At 48.8% G+C, this 26,618-nt stretch carries 15 protein-coding genes; 3 read left to right on the forward strand and 12 right to left on the reverse strand.

Annotation, left to right across the window (positions count from 1 at the left end; all coding sequences use genetic code 11):
- Nucleotides 1-80: 80 nt before the first annotated feature.
- Entirely contained in the window at nt 81-707 is a 627-nt protein-coding gene (locus tag L3C95_RS27340; RefSeq protein ID WP_236392796.1) for a LuxR C-terminal-related transcriptional regulator, read from the forward strand.
- On the opposite strand, the gene L3C95_RS27345 is transcribed toward L3C95_RS27340, so the two are convergent.
- The 12 genes from L3C95_RS27345 to L3C95_RS27400 all read right to left on the reverse strand — a co-directional run bounded on the left by L3C95_RS27345 (nt 708) and on the right by L3C95_RS27400 (nt 22,078).
- Nucleotides 708-1,811, reverse strand: a complete 1,104-nt coding sequence (locus L3C95_RS27345; protein ID WP_236392798.1) for a hypothetical protein — start codon at nt 1,809-1,811, stop codon at nt 708-710. It abuts the gene before it with no gap.
- Between the two features lie 82 nt (nt 1,812-1,893).
- Nucleotides 1,894-2,385, reverse strand: a complete 492-nt coding sequence (locus L3C95_RS27350) for an MHYT domain-containing protein (RefSeq protein WP_236392800.1) — start codon at nt 2,383-2,385, stop codon at nt 1,894-1,896.
- Nucleotides 2,366-3,640 carry a condensation domain-containing protein gene (locus tag L3C95_RS27355; protein ID WP_236392802.1) on the reverse strand — a complete coding sequence of 425 codons (1,275 nt, stop codon included), beginning with the start codon at nt 3,638-3,640 and terminating at the stop codon, nt 2,366-2,368. Before L3C95_RS27355 ends, L3C95_RS27350 begins: the two co-directional genes overlap by 20 nt.
- Nucleotides 3,641-3,646: 6 nt before the next feature.
- On the reverse strand, nt 3,647-4,960 hold the full coding sequence (locus L3C95_RS27360; RefSeq protein ID WP_236392804.1) for a condensation domain-containing protein: 1,314 nt from the start codon (nt 4,958-4,960) through the stop codon (nt 3,647-3,649).
- Nucleotides 4,961-4,976: 16 nt separating this feature from the next.
- Entirely contained in the window at nt 4,977-6,176 is a 1,200-nt protein-coding gene (locus L3C95_RS27365) for a glycosyltransferase (protein WP_236392806.1), read from the reverse strand.
- Between the two features lie 13 nt (nt 6,177-6,189).
- Complete coding sequence (locus L3C95_RS27370; protein ID WP_236392808.1) at nt 6,190-7,419, reverse strand: glycosyltransferase; 1,230 nt, start codon at nt 7,417-7,419, stop codon at nt 6,190-6,192.
- Nucleotides 7,386-8,213: an alpha/beta fold hydrolase gene (locus L3C95_RS27375; protein WP_236392810.1), complete on the reverse strand. Its 828-nt coding sequence runs from the start codon at nt 8,211-8,213 to the stop codon at nt 7,386-7,388. The genes L3C95_RS27370 and L3C95_RS27375 overlap by 34 nt, the downstream gene beginning before the upstream one ends.
- Nucleotides 8,195-8,503, reverse strand: a complete 309-nt coding sequence (locus L3C95_RS27380) for an acyl carrier protein (RefSeq protein WP_236392812.1) — start codon at nt 8,501-8,503, stop codon at nt 8,195-8,197. Before L3C95_RS27380 ends, L3C95_RS27375 begins: the two co-directional genes overlap by 19 nt.
- Nucleotides 8,491-12,723, reverse strand: coding sequence for a type I polyketide synthase (locus L3C95_RS27385; RefSeq protein ID WP_236392814.1), 4,233 nt, complete (start codon nt 12,721-12,723; stop codon nt 8,491-8,493). Before L3C95_RS27385 ends, L3C95_RS27380 begins: the two co-directional genes overlap by 13 nt.
- A gap of 20 nt (nt 12,724-12,743) precedes the next feature.
- Entirely contained in the window at nt 12,744-19,730 is a 6,987-nt protein-coding gene (locus L3C95_RS27390; RefSeq protein ID WP_236392816.1) for a type I polyketide synthase, read from the reverse strand.
- A 588-nt stretch (nt 19,731-20,318) separates the two neighbouring features.
- Nucleotides 20,319-21,116 (reverse strand): DUF6515 family protein, encoded by a 798-nt coding sequence (locus L3C95_RS27395; protein WP_236392818.1) that lies wholly within the window; start codon nt 21,114-21,116, stop codon nt 20,319-20,321.
- A gap of 305 nt (nt 21,117-21,421) precedes the next feature.
- Complete coding sequence (locus L3C95_RS27400; protein ID WP_236392820.1) at nt 21,422-22,078, reverse strand: GIY-YIG nuclease family protein; 657 nt, start codon at nt 22,076-22,078, stop codon at nt 21,422-21,424.
- 558 nt (nt 22,079-22,636) lie between these two features.
- Here L3C95_RS27400 and L3C95_RS27405 point away from each other — a divergent pair.
- Together L3C95_RS27405 and L3C95_RS27410 are read left to right on the forward strand one after the other, a co-directional pair.
- Nucleotides 22,637-24,325: an McrB family protein gene (locus L3C95_RS27405; protein WP_236392822.1), complete on the forward strand. Its 1,689-nt coding sequence runs from the start codon at nt 22,637-22,639 to the stop codon at nt 24,323-24,325.
- Between the two features lie 2 nt (nt 24,326-24,327).
- The gene (locus L3C95_RS27410) at nt 24,328-26,616 is read left to right on the forward strand and encodes a DUF2357 domain-containing protein (protein ID WP_236392824.1); all 2,289 of its coding nucleotides are present in this window, start codon (nt 24,328-24,330) and stop codon (nt 26,614-26,616) included.
- Nucleotides 26,617-26,618: the final 2 nt, after the last annotated feature.

The raw sequence follows: 26,618 nt of genomic DNA on the forward strand, positions 1-26,618 counted from the left end.
ATTACATATAATGCCGAAGACCTGCTGTAAGTAGCTTGTTGCCCGCTACTGCCTACATTGGCATCTTAAATTGGATACCCATGATCCGCCTGTATTTCGTAAACAACCACCCGTTGATCCAGGAAGGCCTGCGTTCACTTCTTGGTACTGAGCATGATATTTTATTAGCAGGACATGCCCGTAGTGGCTGCGCCTGCCTCAGATTCCTGTTGCATAATCCAGTTGACATCGTTATTATAGATACCTGCCTGCCCGACATAGACAGTATTGAGCTATGCGCCAATATCAGAATGGAATACCCGAAGGTATCCGTGCTGGTGTTGAGCTCCCTCCGGGATGAAAAGTACGTCGCCAATATGCTGCAATGCGGCGCCAGCGGTTATATTCTGAATACTGTTGATAAAGACGAACTGCTATACGCTGTTCACACTGTATACGCAGGCGATATCTATCTTTCTCCGGCCGTTAAACAGGCCATGAGCAGCGATAGGGTAGGTATACAAAAAAATTTCCCCTCTCTTACGAGAAGGGAAAAAGAAGTTTTATGTCTGATCTCAGAAGGGAATACGAATGTTGAAATTGCAGAGAAGTTATTTATCAGCGCAGATACTGTGAACAGTCACCGGAAAAAATTACTGGCCAAACTGGAAGTAAAGAATACCGCTATGCTGATCAAGTACGCTGTTGATAACAAGCTGCTGGTATGATCAATTGCTTTTGAATGCAATTTTATCCACCACAACGCCCAGTTTCTTCATCGCTGAAGCATCGGTTTTTACTTTCTTATCGCCGGTTACCTGGTCGTACAATTTAGGATCGCTGGAATTATTGGCTTTAAAGGCAATATTTACACCCTTACCTGCGAAGGCGCCACCTTCCCAGTCGGCCACTTCACCGCCCATGTCCCATTCAAACCCGTGAATGCGGAAGTCCCTGCCGTTTACTTTTACCACTTTATCCAGCGGATCGCCTACCTTGATTCCGAAAGGAGGCTTCCATTTGGAGTTCTCTTTGGTAAAGAAAACGCTGGTACCTTTCTCCCCGTCAAATTGTACGATCATTTCGTTGTCAGTATCCGGGAACACATAATAGGCCGTGCCGATATCATTTCCCTGGAAATCCTGCGCCTGGCGCGCAACTACATGCTCTTTACCATAAAGGGCATATAGCTGATCGGGCTGGCGCAGTTTGAATATCTGTCTTACGTCCCAGTTGAAGTTGTCTGCTGCAGGAGAAGCAGGTGCGGCTGGTGTAGTGCCTGGTTCTGCGGGAACATCTGCCGTAGTAGTAACTGTATTACTGGAATTGGATTCAGTTGTATTTGTTGTTTCGGCGCTGGCATCATTCTGCGCTACCGCCGGTGCTATCTGCAATGGCGGCAGGGTGGCAGGGATAGCGCCGGTAGTGTAGAGCGTAGATTTTTCCTCCAGCAGCTCTTTCGTCTCTCCCTTGTATTTATTTACCGTATAAGTCGCCAGTGGGAATACACTGTTGCTCTGAAGATTGATAGCACGCAGGTGAGCAATGAACTGCTGCCTGTTCCCGTTGGCGAACTGGTAGATGAATTTCAGCGCAGCATCCAGTGCGGCCGGATCTTTTTTCAGCTCGGTCATTGTTTTATCTATATCCAGTCCGGCGGCCCCGCTCCTTGACATTTGCTCGGTCACGAAAACAATAAGGGAATCGTTCCTTACTTCATAGCGCTTGGCCAACTTATCGGAAAAGTCTTCTGCGATCTTATCTTCCAGTTTTGTCTGCGCATGTACCGCAAGGGGTAAGATGAATGCTAATATGGCAATGATGCGTTTCATGCATGGTCGTTTTAGTATTGGGAATTGTCCTTCCTAACTATCAGGCAATTACCATGACTAAATTATGTAATATTCCTGATTGTTAGTGCGGATACAGCTTTTTTACCTTGTGGATCGGCTGAAGGGTAAAGAATATCGCCATCCCTCCGGCCAACACCCCTGAGAGAACCGACAGCATTGTACCATTAAAGCTGTAATTCTCCGGTAAACAGGCATGTATACCAAGCATAGCGGCTAACGTCAGAAACAGGGTGATTATTGCGTTCAACGACGCAGTTTTTAGCATGAAACGGATCTTGACCTTTTTAGGTGGCGGAGAAGTGACCAGCTGCTCCTTCTCCAGCAGCGTAGTGGTTTTGTTTAATATGTCAATAGTGATACATAAAGGCAGCAGCAGCGCCATGGGCAGGAAGAATCTTGCCACCGGATGCTCTCCCCGGAACAGGTAAACGGCACTCAGATCGTCAAACCCGAAATAGGGCACCAGTGCATTAATGATCACATTGGTAGTGAAATAAAAGAGCACCTGGCGCTGCGTGAACCTCTTTAAGGTACTATTGATGGGCTGGTTCATGGACGGAATTTATGGGCAGTAACTCCTGCATGGTTTGAACAATAGCCCTGGCCTTCGCTTCTTCCAGGAAGCTTTCACAGGAAATGAATGAAAAATCCGTCTGCCCCCTGAATGTGCTGATCACCAGTGTGTTGGCATTCCGCCAGGGAAAGGCGGCACTGGGGCTGTAGAGCGTCTCCAGTTCAAAGGTTTCGTATTGCTCCGGGATGTCCAGTTTACCCATGTTGGACAACGTTACATCGTGCGTGCCGTCTGTTTTTTTCAGAAAATCAATCATCCGCGTAGCGGCTGTATGAAAATATTCACTGGTTAGCAGCAGTTTCCGTACATCCATCTTTTCTATGGCGCTGGTCAGGTCTGTTTTCAGCTGACGGGCCCTCGTCCAGAAGGTCGCTTTTGTATGACTGATACTCAGTTCGGCAATAGGCGCAAACGCAAACAGGTGGTCCTGTTTTATCTCCGGGATGAACCGGCGGATGTCTACAGGACAGATCACCTTACCATGAGAGGCATCTCCCATTACCTGACGGTGGGCTTGCATAAAAGCGAGGGAGAACACTGCATGCAGCGACGTGTTCTCTATCCTGGAGGCGGTTATTAACGCCGCCGTAGCCGCTTTATCCAGCTTCCAGCGCACCATGTAATGCTTGCCTTGTACAGGCTGCGGCCCCCTTGTCTTTAAGGCTAATACAACACCCGCTACCTTTGACAGCAACCATAGCTTCAGCTGTAGTTTCCAGTTGGAGGATAACGCTGCCGGAATAAAGCTGTGAATGGATTCAAAAGAAGGGTAGGGGATTAATACAGTTTCCGGCTTGTCCAATACCTGCAGCAACTCGCGCATCAGCGTCAGGATGGATGTACCATCGCAGATACAATGTGGGAGTATCAACAGTAATTCAGATACTTCATCCGAACGTAACCATATCACTCTTGCCAGCGGCCCTTTGCGCACGTCGAAAGTACGCCCCCATTCAGCGGCAGATACCGCCTGCCAGTGATCGTCATCGCGGCGTTCTATGATCTGCACGGGAATAGGAGGGATTTTAGTATCAGATACAAAATAGGGCCTGCCGTTCTCGTCTTCCCTGATCACTACTCCCAGCAGGGGATGTTTTTGCTGTATCTTCTCCAGCGCATATATCAGGCCTTCCAGGGTAACGCGACCGCGGATCTTTGCTGTGAAAATACAGTTTACAGTTGCTGCGGCATCTACATACATGATCCGTTCGCCCAGTATTAATTTTCTATTCATAGATGGTTAAATAATTGATGATAATGCCGGCGCGGGTATAGCTACAGACAGGTCTTCCAATAACAATGTCATGGCCAGTTCTTTAATGGTCAGTGCATCCTGGTGATCCAGAACAGCATGGTTGGACACAAATGAAAAGTCGATCTGCCCCTTATAGGTAGAGGTGATGATCGTAGTCGGGTTGGCAAAGGGGCCTACAACGGTAGGACTGAAAATAGTATCCACTTCAAAAGAATGATATTTGTCCTTCACATCGAGTTTGCCCATATTAGAAAACATCAGGTCATAGACAGGCTTCCCGTAGGTCAGAAACTTCCGCATGTGTTTAAGGCCGCCATGTGCATGCTCAAAAGGTAGCATGAAATCGTAAGGATTCATCCGGGCGATCTTCTCTGATGCAATCGCCTGTAATAACCGCACCCTTTCCCAGAAAGGTGTATCTGGTGCGTTGTTGATGGATAGTTCCAGTGAAAGCCCGAAAGAGAAGATGACGTCTTTTTTTATCTCTGGAATGAACTTGCGGATATCTACCGGACAGGTGATCTTGTTCATGGCCTTTTCACCCCTCACCAGTTTAAAGGCGCGGAGAAAGGCTACGCAAAGTGCTGTATTCACAGTAACGGCATGCATCGTACAATGCTGGAACAGGGCAGTTGATGTCTGCTGGTCCAGCTTCCAGTGTACCAGGTAGTCGTCTTCCCGCCGGATGGTTTGCCTGTTACGGGTGGAGATGAATGTGGATAACAGCGTCAGTACACCCCGTATGAACGCTCCCTTTAGTTTTGCTTTCAACACCTGCCTGGTACCATATAAAATATCCTTCGGCACAATATCTTCCAGGGTGGTGAAAGTAGGGTGAATACCGATATCATAATCAGGATCATCCAGTACGGTCAATATCTCTCTGACCAGCATCAGCCCTCCTCCGCCGTCGCACATACAATGGTGGAATGCCAGCAGCAGTTCCGATTGCTGATGTCCCTTTAGCCATACCATTCTTATCAGCGGACCGTTGGGTATATCAAAAACGGCCGCCCAGGCAGCCTTTGTTTCCTCTTGCCAGTCGTCGGCTGTTATGCGGTTTTTAATGACTAACGGGATAGCATGGTAGACTTCAGGAATGGTGAAATAAGGCGTGCCTGCCTTATCCTGTACAATACCCGCCCTCAGCAGGGGATGTTTGGCCTGTATCTTGGATAGCGCATTATATAGGTTTTCCGGCGCCAGGGTACCATTTATCCTGATCACAAATACGCCGTTGAATGGCGTAGCGCCATCTCCCAGCATGATCCTTTCCGGTAGGAGTAGTTTACGTTTCATAATAGAGAATAATTTGTTAAACAGATAAAGTGCGCTGTCTTTCCTGTGCAAATGTTTCCAATAGCTCTACTGCTTTGTCATTACCTCCGGCCTGTATGAATGTGTCGCGAATATGCTGTGCTGCCTGCCTGTATTTCGGGTTGTCCAGTACTTCCCACATAGCCGCTTTCAGGTCTGGCACCCGCAGGCGTTTGTATCTTAACTTGATGCCACAGCCCGCATTTTCTATGAGGGATGCGGTGTGGAAATGGTCATAGGCGATCGGTGTGATCAGCATGGGCAGTCCGTTCACGAAGGCGTCATTCACGGTGTTGAAGCCGCCGTGACAGATCACCGCATCCACTTTCGGTATTAACTGCGATTGTGGTACGAAGCCCTGCACAATGAAGTTGTCAGGCCATTCCGGAAAGATAGCCGGATCTGTGGCTGCTACAATCGTGAGCGGTTCATCTGCAAAGGCTTCAATCAGTTTCTGGAAAAAGTCTTTGCGGATATCTACGAGTAAGGTGCCCAGTGAAACGAATACTTTCGGCGACATTGCGCGCGAAAGCCTATCCCAATCAAAAGGTGTGTTATTCGGACGGCCCTTCACCGGACCTACAAATTTTAAATGTGGCAGCGGGTCTTTACTGCCTGCAAACTCTTTTGAGGTAAAGACCAGGTTCATCTCCCGGGAGTGGATCACGTATTCATCCGTATAGATCCCCAGTTCGTACTGAAGGCTTTTGATGAGGGTCTGCTGCCATTCAAAGATCTTTGGCGACTGCATGGCATCGCCGGTAACGTCGGGAGGTACGGGTGTAGTAGTTACACAGGGAATATCTTTCAGATGGGCACAGAGAGCGCCTGCAAAAGTGATACAATCGCTCACGATAACGTCTGGCCTGAATTCATCTGCAATGCGGGATACACCTGGCAGCATAAAACGCGAAAAAGGGATATAGGTGCCTTCCAGCGCCAGCTTTAATGTTTCCACGCCTGACAGGTTCGGCCCCTCATCCTGCATTTTCAGGATGGCCTGTATGGCCGGTTGATGTTCCGCCAGTTCTGCATGGGGAACAATGAAGCGTCCGCCGGCAGGAATATGTTCTGCTGCCAGCTCTTTCAAACCAACCCAAATTACCTCATGACCTTTCGCCAGTAAACTGCCTCCTACACTCAGGGTGGGACTGATGTGCCCAAAGAAGGGAGGCACAACGAACATAAACTTAGACATGCGTTGACGTTGATTAGTGATAGAAACGGTTACGGTGAAATGCCAGACCACCGGGTGAAGGCGGTTCCGCCAGTTTTTCCAGGAGACCAATGGCAGTGGCTGCGCCTCCTGCCTGCTCGAACGACTCCCTGATGCGTTGTGCTGCCGCCTTGTAGGCCGGGTTAGACAACACATCCCACACAGCCTCCTTCAGGTGAGTAGCCTTAAATCTTTTGTAATTCAGCCTGACGCCGCTCTCTGCATGTATCACTCTGCCCGCTACGTGCGATTGGTCATAGGCTATAGGGATAACCACCAATGGCAGGCCGTGAGATAAGGTTTCACATACTGTATTGTGGCCGCCATGGCACACGACTGCATCCAGGTAAGGTAAGAGCTCCAGCTGAGGGACTTTCTCCTGCACCAGGAAATTGTCCGGCCACGCTTCAAACAGCGCTGTATCCGATACAACAATAACAGATACCGGTTCATTGCCCAGTGCTTCAATCACTTTTCCGAAGAATTCCTTTTTGTAACTGTGGTCAAAGGTGGTACCGATAGATACTAAGATCCGCGGATGTGTATGCATCTTATGAAAACGCTCCCAGTCAAAACTGTTCGTGACCTGCCTGTTCTGAATAACAGGCCCTACAAACTTGTAATGGTCCGGTAAGAGCATGTCTCCGAAAAAGTGTCTGGAGGTATACACGAGCGTGAGGGCACCGGAGGTGGCTACAGATCTGTCTCCGGCAATGCCCAGTTCCTGCTGCAGTCCGACGATCTGTCTGATCTCCCATTCATGTATGCCCGGCAGGTCTTCCATCATCTTGATGGCTGCCGGCGCCGTAACGGAAGTGGCATAGGGTATCTGTAAACGACAGGCTGCAATGGCGCCTGCAAATAACTGGTGATCATTGATGATCACGTCTGGTTTGAATGCCTGCAGCATAGTGATGATGCCGTCAAACATAAACCTGTTCAGGGGAATCAGCACTTCCTCATACAGGAACTTGATACTTTCTATGCCCGATACGTTCTTCTTTGTGATCTGATCAAGATATTCTTCACTGTTCTTTTTAGCCACATCATCCTGATCGTATTGTACAAGGAGCAATTCGCCTCCCTGTGGCAGTCTGGCTGCCAGTGAGGCATCGAGGCTGATCCAGGCTACGCGGTGCCCGCGCTCCAGCAGTGCGGCGCCCAGGCTTAGCGTTGGATTGATGTGCCCCATCAGTGGTGGTACGATAAACGCAAAGCTTGCCATAATTTGTGGTTGATCTGTTTGAACTTCACCTGCCAGCCCGAAAAGAAATCTTTCAGCTTGTTGGCAGTCTCCAGCGGTTGCTGGATAGGCAGATTGTGATCTCCTTCTATCAGTGCCAGTTTCGAGCGTGGCACGGTATGATACAGCTTACGGCCGGAGGGCAGACAGTTAGAACCTTTGCCATATATCAGCAGCGTATCGTGGGGAATATTGCCAATGCCATCATCAGCAAAGAAGAAACGCTCATTGTGCATATCTTCTTTAATACTCGTTTCGTAGAAGAGGTATTCATACATCCGGTGGTTCTTGTCCAGTTGCCTTTTACCCATCCGCATACGGGTCGTATCGGTGTAGTTATTGATATAATCTACCAGGAACTCTTTGCTGTAAATGTCAATAATGCTCAGCGTCTCATTGTCGCTGGGATCAGGCGCTTCTATGATGGCGAGTTTCTTCACCCTTGCCGGATAACGCATCGCCATTTTCATGGCCACCAATCCACCATAGCTATATCCCGCCAGATGTACTGACTTCAGGTGCAACGCATCCATCAGATCCCGGAGGTCGTCTGTCATCGCATGCAGGTCATATCCATATTCGCAGCGTTCACTCATGCCATGGCTCTTCATATCATACATCACTACGTGGTAGGACTGGGCTAGTACCGGCGCAATATTAAAATAATAAACGGAGAGATTGCTGAACATACCATGAACCAGCACAACGGTTTCCCTTGCGCCCTTGTTCAATTCCTGGATATGAACGCTTTTGTTTTTTACTTGGATGACTGGCATGTTGATATGTAGTTTATGATGTCATCGAGTTTGAGGTTGATAAGCTGATCGAGGTCCATGCCCGATAGCCAGCCGGTGAAGTCGATGTTCTCACCGAAATGTGACTTCACCTTTTCAGAGAAGGAAACAATTTCAATACTATCCATTTCAAGATCTCTGGTGAATGAGCTTTCACGGGAGATGTCCAGGTCTTCTACGAACTCTTCGCCTATTACTTCTGTGATGAATGATTTCAGAATAGTAAAGATCTCTTCATTGTTTAAGTTGTGTGTAGCAGTTATAGTGTCCATCCTATGATATAGTTATTGTGTTTAATAGTTTGAATAGTTACATCGCCGATGCTGATAGTAGTGCCGTCTATTGCTGTTATCTTATATTTCTTGGGGTTGCCCTGCAGACCTTTGCCCAGGTATTTGCCATAAGCTTCTTTTGCCACCCAGCAGCGAATGATCCATTCGGCTTTGTCAGCAGTAGTAATAAGCGTTAGTTCTTCGGGGTGGAAAACCAACTCATTAAAGCCTTCGTTTTTTTCACTGATCACTTCTATGTCTATACCCACAGGCCTTCCCTTACGGGCGATGGCTACCGCTTCTTTATCCTTGTGGGCAAGAGAGACGTGAATGTCTTTTGTCATTGTTCCTTCGGGGAATGGCTTCCCAACATCATCATTGCTGATCTCAAATTCAATCGGGTAATACGCTTCCTGCTTCTCTTTCTTCAGCAATGCCCTTACCGCATCTTTTACCGCCACCCTGCTGATGATCCTTTCCTTGCGTTTATTGGGTAACATGGCCCTGAGATCTGCTTTCTCCGCCTGGTTGAAATAGCGCTTCATGATGAAGTCCCACGATACCACACGCTGATAGGTATTACGGAACAGGAATACACCCGGCACTATCTCTTCCGAAAGACTGTTGTGCAATGGCGCCATAGACACCTTCCACAGGGGCTCATCTATTTCCAGTCGCGCGTTCTGCCAGCCGGTAATGATAGCCCATATTTTGTTGTCGCGCTTCAGTATGAAATCGGCCGTAGCGGTATCATCATTGATGTCTGTCAGCTCACAGGTGCATTCAAACACACCGCTCTGATCTTCCATATCGCCATAGAAAGCCACCTCCTGTATCTTCACAGGGAACGCGATCCTGTCTTTCTGTAAGGTCAGCTGCAGCCATAATCCGAATAACTGGCCGGCATTATCGAGCAGGGAACCTTTGCCCGAGCTGCTTTCGATGATGCCTGTAATACCTTTATCACCTACCGCTACTATCTTCCGGATGCCCTGGTAAGCGGGGCCATGGAACATGTGTTGTTCATATATTTCTGCGGATGATCGGGTAATACCTAAAGACTTCCCATGCTGTAACGAGCGCTGTGGAGCGATGGAGTATTCCTCCGACAAAGTGACCAGCGCATTGGCATATTTGTCGATGCTCATAGAAACAGTATATGGGTCCTGCCATTCTCCTTTTACAGTTGCCTTGAAAGGCGTAGCTACATTCATCCACTGGAACACCTGTATCTGGGAGATACTTTTCACTTTCGTACCCGGCGCATTTGCTGCTGCGATGTCGGCAAACAGTTCAAAGATCATCGTCATGGGAATAACCGGGTCCATATCATCGGCACAGTGCCATCCGGGTTTCTGCCGCAGTAAAGCATGATCGATGAGATAAGGTGTATTGTCGAGAGAGATATCCAGCTCCTTTGATACTGGTAGTCTTTTCGACGGTGCTGTAGTGGTCTGATTGAACAAGGCGATGATCTCTTCCTGTATAGCAGAGATCTCGTCGCAGTTATCCAGGAAGGCACGCATCACCGGCGTTTCTTCTGCCATTACACTAACCTTTGCAGGGGCAGGGCGTAATGATGTAAGTGCGGTTAAATCCCTTACAAGTGGAGAACCTAATTCCAGTTTCACCGGTATGCCCTTAGGCGCTTCTTTGCCTGGTGTAATACCCAGGAAGGAAAGGTTGATCTGCTTTCCTTCTACAAACAAGGCCGCCAGTACTCTTTGCAGCTGGTCCAGTCCTGACCTGGTGGGAATATTCGCAGAAACAGCACTATAAGACCTACTCTTCAATGTATCGTCTACAAACCCTGTCAATCCTCCGGATCCTGCCTGTATGAACACGCGCACGCCTTCCGCATACAGCTTTTCGATCAGCTGCCGGAATCGTACCGGCTTAATAAGATGGTCGATGCTCAACTGCCTGATAGCTTCAAACTCCCTCGGATAGGTATCCAGCGTAGTGGCAGACCATAAAGGGATCTTTGTATCCTGGAATTCCACCTTATTGATGCCATCCAGCAGGAGATCGAGCTTACTGGCTACAAAAGGAGAGTGGAAACCTGACTGGAAGGGCAGCACCTGGTGGAAGATCTGCTCTGTTCTGAGGATAGGTATCAGTTGGTCAACAGCTTCATTGGTACCGCAAAGAATAACCTGCTGTGGACAATTGTCCATAGAAAGGTGAATGTCAGGCACACCATTCAACAGGGGAGACAGGCGCTCATATCCGCAGCCTACCACCAGGAAGCGGGTGTTCTTCTGTTCAAAGGCAGCCGGGTTCAACTCCTGCAGTAACATCAGCACAGAACTTTCTGCTGCCAGGCCAGATGAACGGCCTGCCAGCCACTCGCCAAGACTATGTCCGGCATTCATATCAGGATAGACACCCAGTGTTTTGAGTGCGGTGTCAAGCACATGGCTTTTCTCCAGTAGTTGTATAGCCGAGTCCCATACGCCTTCTTTATCAACGGTTGACTGGCCGGACAACTGCAAGCCGAAATGCGCTGCCACAGAATCGATCTCTCCACCAGCCAGACCGTCCAGTCCGGGGAACAAGAACGCTACTTTGCCACCTTTGCTGACGAGGGGTTCGTTCGTGAACCAGATATCCTGCTTATTTCTCCAGGGCGTATTCCGCTCTACTATCTTAATGGCTTTACGGATGCGTTCAGGGCTCGGGTCGAAGAGTGCGATCCGGTAGTCTCCCTGTCCGGGATGGCTGTCTTTCTGTTCCAGCGCTTGTATCAATGCCTGCTGACTATCTCTTGCCAGCAGCAGCACCTGCGGTTTGCCTGGTGCAATGCCATTGAACACTTTCCGGGGAGCGAGATCGCTATCACTGAACCCTTCTACCACCACATGAGCATTAATACCACCAAAGCCGAATGCATTGACACCTGCACGTTTAGGCAGGTCCGACAGGTTCCAGTCCTGCGCTTCCCTGACAGGTGCAAAGCGTGTCTGCTGCATAATGTCTAATGGCGTGTCACAATGTAGGGTAGGAGGCAGTTGACTATAGTACAGCGCCAGGCTTGTTTTGATCAATCCTGCAATCCCTGCCGCAGGCATAGCATGTCCTATCATGGACTTTACTGAGCCGATACCTGCTTTGGGCAGTTTGCCCGGCTGACCGAAAATGGCGGCCAGTGTTTCGAGTTCCGTCTTATCGCCCAATGGGGTACCTGTACCATGTGCTTCAATATAACCCACCTGCTGCACATCAATACCTGCTGCGTCCCAGGCCTGCCTGATGGCTTTAGCCTGTCCTTTTACAGAGGGGCTCATTACGCTGGTACCTGCACCATCGCTGGATACGCCGGTGCCCTTGATAACGGCATATATCCTGTCCTGGTCCCTGACAGCGTCTTCCAGTCTTTTCAGTACCACAAAGCCGCAGCCTTCTCCTATCAGCAGGCCGTCCGCGTGTTGATCGAAGGGACGGATCTGCTGACGCCGGGAGAGTGCTCCCAGTTGAGTAAAGATGCTCCAGAAAGGAGCGTTCTGTGAAACATGTACACCTCCTGCAATGACCATGTCGGCCCTTCCGGTACTTAATTCCCCGATGGCATGATCTACTGCTATGAGAGAACTGGCACAGGCAGCATCTATAGTATAGGCGGCCCCGCCAAGATTAAGTCTGTTGGCTACTAATGAAGCGACCAGGTTAGGAATAAGTCCCATGGCCGTATCGGGGCCAAAGCGTCCCTTCTTTACCTGGAACTCCTTCTTCACTTTATTCAGTTCTTCTTCTGTTAACCCGGGTAGCGCTGATTGTAAGATCTGCACGATCTGTTCACCGGTGCGTACTATCTCAATGGCCCGGGTGGCGCCGGGACCTGTATAGTTACCTTTTCCAATGATAATGCCCGTCCTGTCCAGTGGCGCACTGTCTGGTACGCCGGCATCCTGTAATGCCTGTTGCGCAAGTGAAAGGGTGAGGAGTTGTTCCGGTTCCGTCCCTTCTACCGCCAACGGGAGAATGCCAAACTGGATAGGATCGAACCAGGCATAATCGTCTATGAATCCGCCCTTCCTGCAGTAGAAACGGTCTACTGCATTGGATCGCGTATCAAAAAAACTGGCGTCCAGCCTGTTACCGGGCACAGTTTGTATAGCGTCTCTTTTATTGATAATATTCTGCCATAACGCATGTATGTCGCCAGCTCCCGGGAATATCCCGGACATACCGATAATGGCAGCATCAGCCTGTTTTTTCATTGTCACGACTTTAATGATGATTATTCTGCCATGATGAGCACCTGGCTTTCATTACCGTATTTCAGCTCGTTTACGAAGGTTTCCATGCCTGCCTGTAACGGTATCAGCGCTATTCCCCGGCGTTCGTACTCCTTCTCCAGTGTGGGCGATACCATGCCGGTGCCTTTCCACGGCCCCCAGTTGATGGTGGTTACCTTCCCTTTGATCACATTCTTCAGTTCCCAGGCATAACGGTCCAGCACACTGTTGGCGGCGGCATAGTCGGTTTGTCCGCGGTTGCCATATACGGAAGCGACGCTGGAAAAGAGCACAACGAACTGTGTATCTGGCCTTAGTTTTTCTGCCAGTATCCTGAGCGGCGTTACTTTGGTAGAGAACACCCTTTCGAATGAGTCGGATGTTTTCTGCCGGAACAGTTTATCTTCCAGTAATCCCGCACCATGCACCACACCGTCTATCTTGCCATACTGGTCATACAGCTTGCTGATGAAGCCTTCCAGTTCCCGCTCATTCCGCAGGTCAAGCGCCTGGTAGGTAACGGTCGATCCATTGCTTTCCAGTGAGCGGATGGTTTGCAGTATCTGGTTGGATTTGTGAATATCTGCTGCATGTTTTTCGATGGCAGCCGGTGTTGTCAGTTTCCCTTCTATGATCAGCTGCTGACGTATCTCGTCTTTGGTTTTAAGGGCTGTATAATTGGGCAGGTCCTCCTCCCGTGGATCGGGCGATCTGCCTACCAGTACATAATGGCAGGGATATTCTTTCGAGAAGCGCACCATCAGTTCTGCCGTAATACCTTGTGCACCGCCCAGCACGAGTACAAGGGAATCCTTATTCAGTTTGATATCCGGTGTTTGTCCTGTGCTCAGTTGCGTAGGTATCAGGTCAAAGATGTGCCTCACGCCATCATGATAGATCACTTCTGCAGGGGTATCAGGATGCAGTAATTCACCGAGTATAATAGCAGGGATCTTCTCTGGTGAAACATGGCCGGTCAGGCTGATGCTCCTGCATTTCGCATGATCCCATTCTTTATCCAGGCTTTTCAGGAAACCGGGGTATCCCTGCAGTTCACGTAATTGGCTTGGATCGCTGCTGGTTGATCCTGAGATAGCATATACCCATTTCACATTGTCAGCATGCAGCTTCTTGATAGTGGCAAATGTGCTGAGAATGTCCGGCCGTTCAGGCGCAGATACCATGTCCAGGATGATCAGGCCCTGGTAGTTTTCCAGCAGGTCCTTTTCCGTCACGATGTCTACTGATGCACCTTGTTGTTCCAGCAGTTTTTTAATGGCCAGTGGCAGGTGGCTGCCATCGTCAGTTACCGCCAGGTTTTTGCCGGCAATGCTCACCGTTTCTTTTTCATTGAAGGCACAGGGTACCAGCGAGAACCGTATCCTTGAGAGGGATGCCGGCGCTGTTGTTGATACAGGTGCAGGTTCCTCAGAAGATGCTGGTGCAGGTGCGGTATTGGCAGGAATATTACCGGAGATCCAGCTGACCAGGCCATTCAATGTTTTGATGCCCGCCAGTGCTTCTGTTTTTTCTTCCGATTGTGATAATCCGCCGATTTTAATGCGCAGCTCACCCAGTATTTCCATCCGTTTGATGGAGTCGATGCTCAGATCTGCTTCCAGATCGAGGTCCATTCCCAGCATCTCCTGCGGATAACCTGTTTTTTCGCTGACAGTCAGCAGTATGGTGCTCCTGATGTCATTTTCCGTCCAGCTTTGACTGGCGGGCGTGGTATTAGTTGGTTTTTCAATGGCATGTTGTAATGAGATACCTCCCGTTTCGGCCTGTGCATCGCCTACATTGTTGGCGATCCACTCCAGCAGTCCGTTCAGGGTTTTGATACCGGCCAGCTGCTCTACAGCTGTTTCGTCGCTCTTGCCTCCGGCATTAAAGCCACCCATCTGTGTTCTCAGCTCACCGATGATCTCCATTCTCTTGATAGAATCTATGCTGAGATCTGCTTCCATATCCATCTCCATACCCAGCATCTCATGTGGATAACCTGTCTTGGCGCTGACCACTTCTATCAGGATCTTCTTCACATCCTGTTTCCCTCTTGTTGGCTGTGTGCTGACAGATATCTTCACCTGTGCTGGCGCTGGCTCCTGTTCTTTCTTTGCAGGAGTTGCAGCTCTGGCAACCGGGGTATCAGGTATTTCCAGGCGACTGACGTTAGCAGGGTTTTGTCCCAGGTAACCTAATATCACATCGCGTTGTGCCTGCACCAGGTATTTAACACTGTTCAGGTACTCCTGCACCATGTGCTCAGCATTCCCATTTACAATGACAGTTTGTGCCGCAACTGCTGTCTTCAGTTGTATGGGTTGCAATACCGGCAGCGCGCCATGTGCCGGCAGCTTACCTGTACTGGGCACTGCCAGCTGTCCATTTACGTGCCAGATGGTAGCGCTTTTCTTATATTTTTCGGGCGTATCTAACTGAATGATTTGTGCAGTGCGCCCTTCAAACAGTTTGTCTAACTGTACGTTCCTGCCGCTGGCAATATATCTTGCGATAGTATTGAGCAGATGTGCGATAGCATTTGGTTCGCTGTCTTCTGCGTGTAATACCAGTCCTTCTTTACCAATAACAGATCGGGTCAGGCCGGTTAATACTTTGCCAGGGCCTACCTCAATAAATACCCTTGCCCCTGCCGCATACATCTGTTCTACTTCTTCGGAGAACAGCACCGGGCTTACCAGGTGCTCTGCCAGCCTTTCCTTAATAGCTGTTGCAGTATCAGGATATAATGTGGCTGTGGTATTGGACCATACAGGAATAGCCGGTTTGCTGAAGGATGTTTTACCGATCGCTGTTTTATACAGGGCGGCCGATTTAGCGATCAGCGGACTATGAAACGCGCAGGCCACTTCCATTTGTTTGAAGGAGATCTTTTGTTCCTTCAGTTTAGACATGAGCTGCTCCATGTCTTTCGTTGCACCGGCCAGTACCCATTGCTGCGGCGAGTTATGGTTTACTGCATACACGCCGCTTCCTTTTCCGGTGAAGGGCGCCAGTGCCTCTTCCGTGATATTCACTGCCACCATCACTCCTTTATCTCCTTCCACCGCATCCAGGATGGCTTTTGCTCTTTTCTCACTGAGTGGTACCAGTTGTTCTTCGTCGAACACGCCGGCGAAGCAAAGTGCAGGCAGTTCCCCGTAACTGTGGCCCGCTATCATATCCGGCAGTATGCCCAGGTCTTTCAGGAAGGAGGCCATAGCCAGATCTACAATGCCGAGCAGGGGCTGTGTGATGCGGGTATCTTTGATCTTTTCCTTTTGCTGTTGCAGTGCGCTTTCGCTGAAGGCAGCAGGAGGGAAGAGTATTTTTTCATACTGCGGATATGCTTTCAGCAGTTTACGCATCTGGGGAAAAGCTACAAACAGTTCTCTTGCCATATTTACGCGCTGACTGCCCTGTCCCGGGAACATAAAGGCTACTTTCCCTTCCAGGGGGCTGGTAACATGGATGTCTTTGGATGTAGCTCCTGACAGCACCAGGTCTGTTTTCAGCATCAGGTCTTCACGGCTGGCGGCAACTATCGACAGACGGACAGGTGCATCACTATATTGGTAAAGGCTGTAGGCAATATCTCTCAACGGCAGCTGGTCATTATATTCCAGGATGGTGTGTACCGCCTGTACGAGCCGTTTTACATCCGCATCATTTTCTCCGCGGAACACAAATAGTTCTGCGGGCCAGGATGTAACAGCAACGGGTTGTTCCTTTCCTGCCGGATCGTTTTCGATCACTGCATGGAAGTTCGTACCACCAAAACCAAAGGCACTGATGCCCGCCAACCGGTGTTCATCCAGCCAGATACCAGCCTGTGTATTGAACAGGAAAGGACTGGTGGCTTCGTTATAGAAGGCGTTAGGCGCTTTGATGTGCAGGGTAGGAGGTTTTACCCCATGATATACAGAGAGAGCTGCTTTAATAAGCCCTGCCAATCCTGCGGCGCATTTGGTATGCCCGATCTGTGTTTTCACAGAGCCCAGGTAGGTTTGTCCGGCAATAGCGCCCGACTGTATCAGCATATCTGACAAAGCGCTCAGTTCTGTTTTGTCGCCCACTACTGTGCCGGTGCCATGTGCTTCTACAAGGCCCAGTGCAGCAGGAGATACGCCGCTTTGTTCATACGCTCTTTCCAGTGCTTTTATCTGCCCTGCCTTACGGGGAGCGGTCAGTCCGAGGCTCTTGCCATCGCTGGAGCCACCAACGCCCTTTATCACTGCATATACATGGTCGCCGTCGCGTTTCGCGTCGTCATATCTTTTTAACACCAGCATGGCAACGCCTTCACCCAGTGCAATACCGTCTGCACCAGCGTCGAAGGTCATACAGCGTCCTTTGCGGGACAGTGCATGTGTGCTGGCAAACATGAGGTAGTCATTAATACCGTTATGGAGGTCGGCAGCGCCGGCCAGTACCATCTCCGATTTACCCAGTATCAATTCCTGGCAGGCCAGGTCTATAGCTGCCAGCGAGGATGCGCAGGCTGCATCTACGGTATAGTTCCTGCCGCCCAGATTCAGACGGTTGGTGATGCGCCCTGAGATCACATTGGCCAGTACGCCGGGGAAGGAATCTTCCGTCAGCTTAGGCAATGCAGCATCCAGTTCTTCTGGCATCTCTCCCAGGAACTGACGGTAGAGTGAGCGGAAGCCATAGTTATTCGCCAGATCGTTGCCACCTTCAGCGCCAATGATCACAGAGATATCTTCCGTGTCATGATCAGAATTGCCATAACCGGCATTCTCCAATGCCTGTTTAGCCACCAGTAATGCCAGTAACTGCGTAGGGTCGATGGCTGCCAGTGACTGTGGTGGTATACCAAAGGCCACCGGATCAAAATCTATCTTAGGAATGAAGCCTCCCCATTTGGATGGCGATTTTTCACCATCCGGAGAGTTAGCATCATAGTACAATTCCTTATTCCAGCGCTCGTCCGGTACTTCAGTCACACAATCCTTACCGGCCAGTATATTACTCCAGAACTCTTCTATATTACGTGCACCGGGATAAATGCAGGCCATGCCGATAATGGCAATGTCCAGCGCCTTTTCAGAACGAGTAACAGGTGCAGGCAGCTCGGCATTTTGTATATGTGTGAAATTATTCTCCGCCACATCCTTATGCAGATCAGTCATGCTCACTACCTCATGTCGCAGTGCAGCCACCTGACCAATCATATACATGCCTTCCTGTAGCTGCTGTGTAGTATCAATGTTTATAAGACCATTCTCTGTTCTGTCTACACCTTTGGCGGCGATGCGTAACCTGCCTACATTCAGTGCTTCCAGCCTGCTCCAGATCTCTTTTTTATCCAGCTGCGCTGCATTGAGTTTATTTTTTTCTTCGCGGAAGAAATCAGCAAAGGGCGATTGCAGGCAGCGTGTTTCGTGGCCCGGCGCTGTTTCCAGCAGTACAGTACCGGTATGCTCAATCGCCTGGTCCTGGAATTGCCTGAGGATAGCGCCTGTTTCTACCGCTTCTTTGGTATATATGTAAGCGGTGCCCATCAGCACACCGATCTTCGCGCCTTTAGTAGCCAGGGGTGCTGCCATCACTGCAATGAAGGCGGTAGACAGTGCATCGTGTATACCTCCTGCGAAGAAGACGTTCAGTTGTGCTGCCTGTTCTTCCTGCAATAAGCGTTCTATTTGTTTTTCCCACAGTACAAGACTGGACAGCGGACCTACGTGTCCGCCGCATTCACGGCCTTCAAACACAAATCTCCGGGCGCCTTCTTTGATGAACATATCCAGCAGGGAGGCCGATGGTACATGCAGGAAAGATTTGATACCCATATCTTCCAGTGCTTTCGCCTGGGAAGGGCGGCCGCCTGCAATCAACACCAACGGTGGTTTGGCTTCCTTGATGATCTCGATCTGTTCATCTCGCAGCTCCTGTGGAGCGAATCCCAGTATACCGACGCCCCAGGTATTATCTTTCGCGAGTTCCTTCGTTTGTTTTACCAGGTCTTGTGCAGCGGTACCTTTCAGCAATGAAAGGGCTACAAATGGCAATGCCCCTGCATTAGCAACAGCGGCAGCAAATGCAGGTACGTCGCTTACGCGCGTCATAGGCCCTTGTGCAATAGGGTAGGTGATGTTCAGCTCTTTTGCCAGTGCATTGCCGGGACTGATCACATTCACAGTCTTTGCCTGTAAGAGGTGACCACGGATGGCTTCATGCATGCCATTGATCATCCTGCCCAGTTTTCTGTAGCGTTTTACAAGATCAATAGATATAGCAATATCCTGGCCGATAGGCAGGAGGCCTTTATCCAGGTCCAGGATGCCCAAAAGTGGTTTTATATCTTCACGTGTAGCGTTCTCCGGTAGTGCAGGTGAATTGGGGCGTACCAGTACGCGGTATCCGTCAATCACCCGGGCTTCATTGCCGTTTAGTTTCTCGCATACGTTCTTAATACCAGCGGGAGCTTTACATTCGGGGAATAATATCAGCTGACTGTCCAGTACCACACCACTGGCGCCGGTGGCCATCAGTGCAGCGGTGGTGTGGATACCGGCACCACCCTGTACCCATATCTTGGTATGGGGCAGCGCTTTAATGATCTGCTGGAAAAGAATGAACGACGATTCATCACCTACTTTACCTGCTCCTTCATTTCCTTTTATAATGATACCATCGGCATTTTCATGTACCGCTTGTTGTGCTTCGAATAAAGTATGAACCTGGTACAGAATACGTGTATGCTTGCGCGTACTTATTTTAATATGATAGGGAGCGATGATCAGTGTAACCTGTTCGGGTAACGGGATATCTGTCATTTCTTTTTCCGCATAACAGACACCAAAGGGATAACCATGTTGTGAAAGGTCTTCAAGGGCTTTAACTGCGGTGTCTCTGTTGCGTCCGAGATGCAATACAGGGAACGCATTTTCTTTGGCCAATGCGAGGGCTAAGGGCACGTCGGGGTGCTCCATCGGGGTAATCCCGATAATAGTAGATGTTTCCATTCTGGTCGTTTAGTAGGTAACAGGCATGACTAGTCCTGACCATGATTTACGAATCATAGATAAATGTTATACCGCACGTATTAAATTTTAAGATATCTGGCTGTAGGTCCCGGTCATGCCCTGAGGGACGTCATGGACAAGGCATAACCATCCTGTCATTCGAATAGGATGATGTTTTCATAGCGCAGAACTATATAAGGCTAAACGGCTCGAATCTCTCACATGCGCAACACAACGGTGTTGCAATCATTGTTCAGTGTTTACGACAAGATCAAACATTCTTCTTATTCTAATGGACATTCGGCTGAACCGGTGAATTGTACTAATGGTTTTCCCTTGCGGGTGGCATCTTTTCGTCGGGTTATAGTCTTCATAAAAAACAAATATGGTGTTATGGTTATTTGAGCAAAGCATGAAACTATGCTAAAACTAACGAAATAATTTTTATAAAAGAAGAGGTAAATTGAATTAGACAGGCGTTAACGTGAACTTAATATAGAGTATATATACTTATGTAAATAAAAAAACAAGTGGAACATGGTAGCATGAGCTACTATGTTCCACTTGTTCACGCACTTAGCGTGATACTTAGTTATCAGCCGAAGTCTTTCCGACTATTTTATAACCCCGTGAATTATCGGGATTGGTTACTTCCTGATAGTACATGCCATCCGGAGAAACATACAGTTGCTGTCCGTTGATTTCTACGCCGCGGCTTCCTTCAGGTAATGTTGCCATCACATCTCCGGTAACGGGAGCGGCATTCTGATCCTGTTGGTCCTGGCTTTCCTCACCGCTACCGGTATTGAGCTCACCATTTTTACCTACCACTACGTATTTTGTCTTATCGTCCTGCACTACTTCCTGGTAGAAGGTGCCATTCTTTTGATAATACGTGTTACCGTCTATTTTCACCTTCTTCGCTCCACTTGGCAGGTTGGGTACTACGACACCCATTGGCGGATCAACCACTTCATACTGTTCTGTCTGCGTTTCTGTGTTGGTATACGGACGGTAGAAGAAACCATCGTAGTAATAGTAAGGGCCCCATCCGGTGTTAAATGTCAGGAATCCGTAGGGCAGGAAGCTGACACGGAAACCGATCGGCGGACCATAGTAGCGGTATGGGTAGTAATAAGGGCGATAATAGTGTCCGCCATATCCGTGGTAATACCGGATAGGTGCGCGGTAGCGGTAATAACCTCCGCCATATCCGAACCCCAGGCCAATTCTTGCTGACACGTGTGGTGATGAAACGATCCTGCTCCCGCCTCCCCTGTACACGTGTCCTCCTCCAAAACGTCCCCGCTGTGCATACGCGCTGCTTACTGTGCTCACTCCGGCCAGGAGAATGAGTGAGAACAGTAAATATATCCTGTTTTTCATGTTGATAGATGATTTAAAAAAGAGAGATCGTCTCTCCCTGTAATTAGTAGTTAGACACGTACTTAACGGCAGGGTTTAACTTATATTCTATTTTAACAATTCTTATACCAAATAATTAACATTTGATAATCAGCTGGTTCGGGCTGGACGGTTGTCAAAACAGCTGGTTATGGCGCTGTAGGAATGCGATGCTGCGGCCTTTAAAGTTTGTTGTTGATAGGACCACCTCGCCGGACTTGCGCAGCAAAATATCTGTTGCCACCCTTTGAAGGCGGTTGTTCATAACTGGCATTTAATGGCTGTGGCTAATACAGCTGGTTACGGAGTATCCGCTTGATCATCTGGATGGTGGTACGGCTGATCTGGCCTTTATATCGCTCCAGGATGGCATTTTCGCTCAGACCTTCACCGAGGTCGTTCACGACCCGGAGCCATTTGCTGAGGAATTCAGAGTTGGGGGTACGGTATTTCAGCAGGCGTCTCACGGTTTCAATCACAGCTTTACTCACCTGGCCCTCATTCAGTTCGAAGATCTCGTCGGTGCTGAGGCCCAGTTCTATATCCTGTGCTACCCGGGAATAGTCCTGCAGGTACTTTTCATTGGCTTCCATTACCTGCAGCAGGGGATTATCGCTATAACGGATCACGGCATATTTCCGGGCCTGCTTATGCAGTTCTGTGAGGGCGTAATTGCGGGCGATATTGTCGCATATGACCAGGTCGTCTTTACTTAGTTCAAACCATTCTCCTTTTACGCGTTTATGCTGGAAAACGATGTGCAGGCATTCTTCCAGTTCGGTCATATTCGCGGAAGCATATTGCCTGATCACCCGGAACATAACGGGCAGATGGGTATGATAAGCGGCCAAACGCTTTTGAAGATCCTGCGTCTTGCCGATCTTATACAGGTTTTTCCCCGTGTTTATAATGTAAACACACTTACCGATCTGTACTTGCTCCATCGGGTGAATTAGTTCATGGGTGTAGTAATGACAAACTTTCTCCTTTTCGGACTACGCTGGTTACTATACGCAAATTGCCGATTTTTTTTGAGAAATACTCATTTTCTGAATGAACAGGAGAGTAACAAGGCCCATTGTTCAGCCTGGACTGACGCCCTGGCGGGATACCGGTAGGTATTTTCGGTTCAGATCCGGTATGGGTTCGGTTAAATCCCTATATCTCCATATCCTTATAAGTTCATCTGGATATCACTTCACCGTCATTTGTATATCGACCAGATATACAAATGACGGTGAAGTGATATGGAAATGCCGGTAAAGCGATATAGAAATGATGGTATAGTGATGATGAAGAACAGGGAATAGAACGAACTGTAGCCGATGTAAGATAATCACAAAGCCGAAACGGCGTATAGTGTTGGCTTTGGCGAGACGAAGGTTTTTGACTCCGGATATTGACAGAATCAATATAATAGTGCAATTGTTGTAATGATAAAATATTGATAATTAATTGTTTATATGATATTTTGATCTGATATTGAGAGGAAATAGCATTACATGAAACGTGCAAGGATATATGATGTCAGGAACGGAGATACTGACTATCAGAACCTGTTATCCCACCATAAGAGTTTCATTTTCTGGGATGATGCCATACTGAAAAATACCCGGCCGGGCGATGTGGTCTTTTTCGTGAACCGGGAGAAGCGGGAGGTATTGTATACGGTAGCTACGGACGCTGTGCGGATAGGGATCCGGAACCCTCGTTCATGGCTAAAGGAATTTGATTATCAGGGAAGTCTGTACGGCGCCCGGGAAGGGGATGATTTCCGGAAATACGAGGTGCGGCAGCTGGCCGCCATCCCGGAAGGCTGGAAATGGAGTAAGCCCCTGCGGCAGAACGGGATAGCCGACCTATGGATGTCCGGGGGGAAGGACAACGCCACGCGGCTGACCAGGATGCAGGACCTGAGGCAGTTATTCTCTCCCGGGCCGGCAGTGGATATGCTGGAAAAGTGTAACCTCCACGTAGAGGGGGTAAATATGACCGTTAACCAAACAAAAATAGAAATGAAGCTCGTTAGTTCATTTAGCCCTCAAAAGCGCGTAAAAGGGCCTGAAAATGAGAAAAACGGCATTACGTTCAGTCATCCCTACCGGCAACTGCTCATGGCTGTCAAAACAAAACCGTTCATCTTACTGAGTGGGGTGAGCGGAACGGGAAAGTCATGGTTGGTAAGAAAACTGGCTTACATCACCTGTGCGGATGCCGAGCTAAGGAATGCAAAACATCCCGGCAATTTTGAGATGGTCAGGGTGAGGCCGGACTGGCATGAACCCGATGACCTGCTGGGATATCTGGTGACCCGGGGCGGCACTTCCAGGTATTACTGCACAGACCTGCTCCGCTTTATGGTCAAAGCGTACCGGTATCCGCATATTCCTTTCTTTGTCTGTCTGGATGAAATGAACCTGGCGAGGATCGAACACTATTTTCCGGACTTCCTGAGTATACTCGAAACCGCCCGCCCGGAAAACGATGTCACGGTCTATGATGCTTTCATCAGCAGTCATAATGTGTCCGTATACAGCCGGGAGGACCCGGACTTCTGGGCTAAACTGGGCATAGCAGATGATACACGGCTGCAGGCCTGTTTTCTTGAAAGCGGGATCGCTTTGCCGGCCAACCTGATCGTGGTCGGGACCATCAATACAGATGAAACGACCCATGCTCTCAGTCAGCGGGTGCTGGACAGAACCATGGTGATCGAAATGCAGGGCATCGATATGGAGCATGGGTTGACCTCACCGGCCCAGGCATGGGAATACCCCGACACATATGAGGCCGCGACGGCGCTGGCAACAGGCAGATTGAGCGGGGCAGAAGCATATAATAGCAACCCTAAAACGGGTACCCAGATCATCCGCGAGCTGAAAAGATTGCACGACATACTCAAAGATTCTCCGTTTGCGCTTTCCTACCGTGTAAGGGAAGACGTACTGTTATACTGTGCTTACAATGAGGCATTGGCCGCCAACGGGCCTATTCCGTTAAACTGGCTATATACCTGCCTCGATGAAGTGATCTGTATGAAAATACTCACAAGGATTGCAGGAGACGATGCCGATTGCGGACATATCATTGAAGAACTACAGGTCGCCACCAGGCGCTATCCTGCCTGCCAGCGGAGATTGTCAAGGATACAACATCAATTGAGAAAAACCGGCCTTACATCATTCTGGTGATCATGACTATACTAACTATCGACCATAAAGACTTCTCCATAAACGTTGACCTGTCAAATGCCGGGGGAGTGGAGGACTTTGAAAACACCTTTGAGACCTCAAAGAAAAGACACACCCCTGAAAACTTTGAAACTGCCTATCTTTTTACAGGCCCGATCAGAAAATTCGAGATCTGGCAGCCAGCAAGGAAGGAAGTGAAAAGAGCAGATATCTCCACGGTGAAACACCCGGTGTTCTTCGAGAATATCGGATATTCTGTGAGCATTGATTTTCACCCCGATGTAGTGTCAGCTGCTATCTATTCGCGCGTGAAAAATGTGAAGAACATGTTCAAGGTGAAGACCACGAAAGGTGATACCCAGTTTGCTTCAGGTGAACTGAATTTTAACAAAGAACCGGGGGAGTTTGACCTGATCATCGATTATCAGCTGAAAACCGTTTCACTCAGTATCCTGTTTCAGTTCACTGTATTCTCGTCGAAACTTGACATTCAAAAAGACCATCCTGTAATGGTGAAGCAGATAGAGAAGGTATATCCCAGACTGGCGATTGACTATCTCAGGAAAACCTATCATTATTTTGGCGTACAGGACAGCGGCGAAAGTGACATTCTCTGGTGGGCCATCTTCGAAAACATTTTCAGAAGTATTCTACGGCACCTGCACATCATTGTGAAGGATCCCCATAAAGAAATTGCCAGGGGAAAAGGTTTCGTGCATGGAGACAAGATAAAAACGGCCACAGGTCCACTGGCGGATAAGCTGGAGCGATTTGACGGGCATCCGCACAAATACTTTGAAGTGGATACCAAGGTGTTGGTGGAAGATAACTATGAAAACAGGTATGTGAAACATGTCATGACAGACATACTCGAACACTATAAGCGCATTTATAAGTTAATTCAAAAAGACAGCAGTAATGCGCGGATGGACAAAGAATACAGGATGCAGCTGGAATTTGCGGCAGAAGCGATCGCTCACTTACTGAGCCACCCGGTTTTCAAAGGCGTGGGAAAGCTGAAGGAAAGAAAGCGTTTTTCGCCGGTACTGGCAAAACGGGCGGGGTATGCAGGACTCATGAAAGACTGGGAAACCCTCAGGATGGGATTTGAGTTACAGGAAGGGTTGTATGAAATAGAGCTGAAAGATGTTGCCTATCTCTACCAGCTCTGGTGTTTCTTTGCCATGACTGATATGATAGAACAGATCACAGGTGTACCGCCGGAGGTCAAAGAAATGCCGAAAATAAAGACCAACACATTCCGGCTGTCGCCCGATAAGAACATGCATTCCAAACTGGTTTTTGAGTGCCCTGATGACATCAATATTGAGCTTTATCAGGAACTGCGTTACACCAATAACTTCGATGCTGATAATGCCGGTACCTTCAACGGCAGCAGATGCCCGGATATTAGTCTGCGTATAGGGAAACGGGATCAACCTCGAAACCTGTACCTGACTTACCTCTTTGATGCCAAATACCGCCTGAAAGAAGCAAACAGGTATGATATGCTCGAAAAGATGGATGAGCCGCTGGAAGAAGATCTGAATAAGATGCATGTTTACAGGGATGCGATTGTCAGCAGGAGGAAAAAGGGTAGCAGGTATGAACATTCCAAAGAAGTGTTGGGTGCATATGTGCTGTTTCCCGGGATCGGCAGGGCGGAATACTACGGCCGTTATTACCGGCAGATCACGCTTGAAGAGAACGTCGGCGGCTTTCCGTTCCTGCCGGGTAATACAGTAGGATTGGATTTGCTGGAGAAACACCTGCGGCATATCATCACAGAAGATTCTGCAAGGCTGCTGGAGAAAGCATTGCCACAGAAAGGAAGGGTTTACAAGGTGGCGGATGCTTTCGTACTGGTGGAACCAGTAGCGGCGGCAGACGGTGCGCTGTATGATTATCTTGTAACTGGCAACGCAACTGATTATGCCAGCAGAAAGTTTGATCAGGCAGTGGGAACGGGGATGGTACGGTATTTCGCTCCCTATATAGAAGGGAAAGGTATTCCTTGCTTTTATGAGATCACCGGCGTCAATCTGCTACCCCGTAAAAAGGTGTTTCCGCCCGGGCATCCCTTGTTCTTTGATGATGGCCATAAATACACGGTACTAAAACTGGATGAGAAGGAAATGCTGGATGATTATGTACAGATCAAAGGTATGGTGGGTAACAGAAGATATACACAGATAAAACATCTTTATACTGCTAAGGATGGTTTTATTGCAACTATCCCGGAGAAAGATATACGATTCCCCCGCGGTAAGGGGGAACAGTCTGCGTCATGAGC

Source organism: Chitinophaga filiformis, assembly GCF_021646545.1.
In the GTDB taxonomy this organism is placed as follows: domain Bacteria; phylum Bacteroidota; class Bacteroidia; order Chitinophagales; family Chitinophagaceae; genus Chitinophaga; species Chitinophaga filiformis_A.